The 5,094-nt window shown below is 66.8% G+C and carries 5 protein-coding genes; all 5 read left to right on the forward strand.

Features of this window, described 5'->3' with window-relative positions:
* Nucleotides 1-826: chemotaxis protein CheA (locus tag I55_RS10560; RefSeq protein ID WP_044560508.1), on the forward strand; the 826-nt coding region annotated here is incomplete at its 5' end.
* 3 nt (nt 827-829) lie between these two features.
* Complete coding sequence (locus I55_RS10565; RefSeq protein WP_044560509.1) at nt 830-1,072, forward strand: hypothetical protein; 243 nt, start codon at nt 830-832, stop codon at nt 1,070-1,072.
* A 125-nt stretch (nt 1,073-1,197) separates the two neighbouring features.
* A complete protein-coding gene (locus I55_RS10570) occupies nt 1,198-1,581 on the forward strand; it encodes a response regulator (RefSeq protein ID WP_044560511.1) in 384 nt (127 codons plus the stop codon).
* Entirely contained in the window at nt 1,578-2,225 is a 648-nt protein-coding gene (locus I55_RS10575) for a chemotaxis protein CheX (protein WP_044560510.1), read from the forward strand. The genes I55_RS10570 and I55_RS10575 overlap by 4 nt, the downstream gene beginning before the upstream one ends.
* A 48-nt stretch (nt 2,226-2,273) precedes the next feature.
* A partial coding sequence (locus I55_RS10580) for a PAS domain-containing sensor histidine kinase (RefSeq protein WP_083901008.1) occupies nt 2,274-5,094 on the forward strand: 2,821 nt, incomplete at its 3' end.

Below are 5,094 nucleotides of genomic sequence, written 5' to 3' on the forward strand. Positions count from 1 at the left end.
CAACGCCATAGACCACGGCATCGAGCCGGCGGCGGAGCGGGCGGCCTTGCCAAAGCCGGCGCGGGCGCGGATCGGTCTGGTGGCCCGGCGTGACGACGACCAGGTGGTGATCGAGGTGACCGACGACGGCCGGGGCATGGATCCGGCCCGCATCCGGCAGGTGGCGGCGGAACGGGGCCTCATGCCTGCCCGCGTGCTGGATACCCTGCCGGATGAGCAGGTGCTGGACCTGGTGTTCCGCCCCGGCTTCTCCACCGCGGCGGCCGTGACCGACTTGTCAGGACGCGGGGTGGGCATGGACGCGGTGCGCGCTGCCGTGGCCCGCCTGGGGGGCAGCGTTGGCATCGACAGCGAACCTGGCGTGGGCACGACGGTTCGCCTGATCCTGCCCCTGAAGCTGGTGTTGACCAAGGTGATGGTGGTGTCCGTGGGCGGGGAGCGGTATGGCATCCCCATGGACGGCGTGGTGGAGACGGCGCGTGTCGACCAGGCCCGCGTCCAGCCCATTCGCGCCGGCCGTGCCTTCGTGCTGCGCGATAGGGCGGTGCCCCTGCTGGCCTTGGCCGATCTGCTGGGACTGCCGTCAGGAACAACCGGGGGCGAGAGGGTGCGGCGGGCGGTGGTGATGCGCATGGGTGCCGATCTGGTGGCGGTGGAGGTCGACGCCTTCGTTGGCCGGCGGGATGTTGTGCTGCGCCCGCTGACGGGGCTGCTGTCCATCATGCCGGGCCTGGCGGGCACAACTCTTTTGGGGGATGGCCACCTGCTGATGGTGCTGGACGTCCCCGGCCTGATCGCCGCCGCGGCGACACCGGGGGAGGATTGACCCATGGCGGTGGTCACGGAAAAAAATCTGATCCGTCTGGAGGGCGCCTGCGTCGCGGAGGATGCGGAAACCCTGGTGTCGGCCCTGCAAGACGCGCCGGAGTCTGCAATCGATGTCAGCCAGTGCCGCCACCTGCACGGCGCGGTGGTTCAGGTTTTGCTCGCTTTTCGGCCTTCTGTACGCGGTATGGCCGAAGATATATTTCTCCGCGACTGGGTCATACCCAGTTTGGCCGCCAGGCCGTAGTCTTTCGCAGACAAGATTATTGGGGCCGCGCTATACATATTATGGTGCTGGCCGGCTGCGGAAAGGCCGATAACTTGCCGGTAACGATAATAGGCAGATTGGACGACTTGGGCAGGATGGATGAAATGGGTACTACGGTCTTAATCGTCGACGATAGCAAACTGGCGCGCATTGTCGTGGCCAAGGCTATCGCGGCGTTGCAGCCCGGCTGGGCCAAGATCGAGGCGAGCAACGCGGACGAGGCGTTGGCCATCCTGCGCGACGGCCGGATCGACCTCGCCGTCCTGGACTTCAACATGCCGGGCCGTAACGGCCTGGAATTGGCGGAGCAGATGCGACATCGCTATCCCGACATGCCCATAGCGCTGGCCACCGCCAATGTGCAGGACGAGGTGATCGCCCGCGCCCGTGCCGCCAACGCGACCTTCGTCAGCAAACCCATCACCGAAGACGGGATTCGCGATTTCCTGTCCGGCGCAGCGCTGAAGCTGCGCGCGGTGCACGGATGACCCACAACGCCACCATCCTGGAAGACCTGGAAAACGACGCCCTGACCGAACTGGTCAACATCGGCGTCAGCCGCGCCGCGGTCAGCCTGCGCAAGATGGTGGGAAGCCAGGTGACGCTGTCGGTTCCATCGGTGGAGGTGGTGGACCGCCGCCTGGCCGTCACCCTGATCCGGGAGCGGGAGAGCGACCAGTTGGTGGCCGTCCGCCAGGACTTCGCCGGCGCTTTCAGTGGCCGCGCCCTGTTGATTTTTCCGGAGTCCAACAGCCTGGAGCTGGTGCGCGCGGTCACCCATGACGAATTGTCGGCGCCGGAGATGCTGGACATCGAGGAGGAGGCGCTGGCCGAGACGGGAAACGTCGTCCTCAACGGCTGTCTCGCCACCATGGCCAACATCCTGCAGCGGCCGCTGAGCATGTCGTTACCCCAGGTGCTGCGCGGCGACGGTCAAATCCTATTCGAGTTGTCGGAAAAGGCGGACGACACGGGCGTCGTCCTGTTCCTCTACATCAATTTCGCCATCAGCGGCCGCGATATCCGTGGGTACATCGCCATGCTGATGGATCTGCCGTCATTGCAGTCCCTGAAGGAACTGATCGGTGAGTTCATTGCCCGTGTGGTGGGAACTGATAGCGATGTGGGGTGATGCTTCCATCCGCCGAGCAATCCGGCGGACCAGCGGGAGGGCGCGGACATGAGCGGCCGGGCGGAGGCTTTGGTCATGGTGGAGCGGGGCGGTGACGTGCTGCCGGAGCTGCGCGCGCTGTGCGGCCCCTTGCTGGATACGCTGATCCAATCAGGCATGCCCCTGACGGTGACCGATCATCGCCGCCCTGGCGAGCCGCTGGTTTTCGCCAATCCCGCCTTTGAACGCCTGACGGGCCGCAGCTTCGCGGAACTGACCGGCCATCCCTTCGGCTTCCTGGCGGCGGCTGACGCCGACCCCGCCATCCTCACCGGCATCGAGTTGGCGTTGGCGTCCGACCGGCCGCTGACCGCCGACCTGCGGGTGGTGCGCAAGGACGGCACCGTGTTCTGGGACCGCCTGCGCCTAACCCCGGTGGTCGACGCCCAGGGCGCCACACCCTTTTTCCTCTGGACCCACTGCGACCAGACCATGGCGCTGGCGCGGGCGGAGGTGGAGGCTGAACTGGCGGCGAGCCGGCAGGCTCTGGCCAACGCCAAGGAACGGGCCCGCCTGGCCCAGGCCGTGGGCGGCACGGCCGGCGCCTGGGAATGGGATGTGGCCGGCGGCCGGCTGTATGCGGACGCCCGCTTCGCCGAGTTGTATGGCCTGGATCCCATCGACGCCGGCAACGGCATGCCCACCGACGCCTTCTTCGACTCCATCCACACCGATGACCGGATGCGTATCCGCATCGCGGTGGCGGGCGTGATGCATGGCGCCGACGTCTTCTCCAAGGATTATCGCGTCGTTGGCCGCGATGGCACGGTGCGTTGGGTTTCCGCCCGGGGCGCCGCCGACCGTCAGGTCGATGGCACCGCCCGCCGCTTCCGGGGCGTGCTGGCCGATGTCACCGAACAGAAGCGTGTGGAGGAACAGCTGCGCGTGGCGCAGACCGCCGGCGGGGTCGGCACCTTCGAATACATCAGCGGCTTCGGCACCGTCTCGGTATCGGAACAGTTCTGCCGCCTGTTGGGTCTGCATCCCACCACGGCGTTGCCGGTGCGCACGGTGAACAGCGTGGTCCACCCCGATGACGCTCCCCTGATCACCAGCATGGAGGCCGGGGAGACGGCGGAGCCTTATCGCGAATTCCGTATCGTCCGCCCCGACACCGGAGAGATCCGCTGGCTGGCGCAACGCGGGGAACACCGCCGCGACGGCAAGCGGGAGCGGGACTCCGGCCACGTGACCATGGGCCCGCAGCAGCCGGCGGGCCGGACGGGCAGCCGCTTCATCGGCGTCATCTACGACATCACCGCCTCCAAGGATGCGGAGGAGAAGCTGCGCCAGTTCGCGGAAACGCTCGAGGCGCGGGTGGAGGAGCGGACGCGGGAACGCGACCGCGTCTGGAACAATTCACGCGATCTGCTGGTGATCATCGGCGCCGACGGCGTCTGCCGCGCGGTCAGCCCTTCCTGGACGTCCATCCTGGGCCATGACCCGGAGGAGGTGAGTGGACGCCAACTGCAGGACTTCGTTCACGACGAGGACGTGGAGCCCACGGCGGAGGCGCTGATGGGCGCCATCCACGATCAGAACCTGACCAACTTCGAAAACCGCCAGCTGCACAAGGATGGCAGTCTGCGCTGGATATCCTGGAACACCTCCAAGGAAGGCGACTTGGTCTACGCCTACGGCCGCGACATCACCGAGGACAAGCAACGGGCCGATATCCTGCGTCAGACGGAAGAGCAGCTGCGCCAAGCCCAGAAGATGGAGGCGGTGGGACAGCTGACCGGCGGCCTGGCGCATGACTTCAACAACATGCTGATGGGCGTCATCGGCGGCCTGGACATCGTGCGCCGTCGCATCGCCCAGGGACGGCTGAACGACCTGGACCGGTTCATGGACGCCTCCATGGCCTCGGCCCAGCGCGCCGCCGCCCTGACCCACCGCCTGCTGGCCTTCTCCCGGCGGCAGACGTTGGATCCCAAACCCATTGATGTGAACGCCCTGGTGCGGTCGATGGAGGATCTGTTGCGCCGGACCTTGGGCGAGCAGATCGAGCTGCGTGTCACCATGGCGGAAAACCTGGCGGCGGCGCGCAGCGACGTGAACCAGTTGGAAAGCGCCATCCTGAACCTGGCGATCAACGCCCGCGACGCCATGCCCGATGGCGGCATCCTGACCATTGAAACCGGCCGCGCCACGCTGGACCGTGCCTATGCCGCCCGCCATGATGGCCTCTCGGCGGGCGATTACGTCATGATCCGCGTCAGCGACACCGGCATGGGCATGCCGCCCGACGTGGTGGCCAAGGCCTTCGAGCCCTTCTTCACCACCAAGCCCATTGGCCAGGGCACCGGTCTTGGTCTGTCCATGATCTACGGTTTCGTCAAGCAGACCGGCGGCCATGTGCGCATCGACAGCGAGCCTTGGCGCGGCACGGCCATCACGCTCTACCTACCCTGTGACGTCGGGCAGGACGCGCGCGACGGTGGGTTGTCCGGTACTGGCGAGACGCCGGAGGGCGCGGGCGAGATCGTCCTGGTGGTGGAGGATGACGAGTCCGTGCGCCTGCTGGTCCTGGATGTGCTGCAGGAGCTGGGCTACACCGCCCTGCACGCGGCGGAGGGGCGCGCGGCGCTCAGTGTCATTGAGTCGTCCAGCCAGATCGACCTGCTGATCACCGACGTCGGCCTGCCCGGCCTGAACGGCCGGCAACTGGCGGAGATCGCCCGCCGGCGGCGGCCCGACCTTCCGGTGCTGCCAGTTCAAGACAGGCTGCGGCATGGGCTTTCCACTGGAGAGTGCATGCCGCAACATGACATTGCATTACGGGAGAAGTTGTGCCCGTACCGGCTCCGTAAAATCCGAAATTGTCACG

This window comes from Azospirillum sp. B4, from assembly GCF_000333275.1.
GTDB lineage: Bacteria > Pseudomonadota > Alphaproteobacteria > Azospirillales > Azospirillaceae > Nitrospirillum.

Bases quoted from the DNA above. Each gene is read 5' to 3' on its own strand.
- I55_RS10565 (WP_044560509.1), top strand. From the start codon at position 830: ATGGCGGTGGTCACGGAAAAAAATCTGATCCGTCTGGAGGGCGCCTGC.
- I55_RS10570 (WP_044560511.1), top strand. From the start codon at position 1,198: ATGGGTACTACGGTCTTAATCGTCGACGATAGCAAACTGGCGCGCATT.
- I55_RS10575 (WP_044560510.1), top strand. From the start codon at position 1,578: ATGACCCACAACGCCACCATCCTGGAAGACCTGGAAAACGACGCCCTG.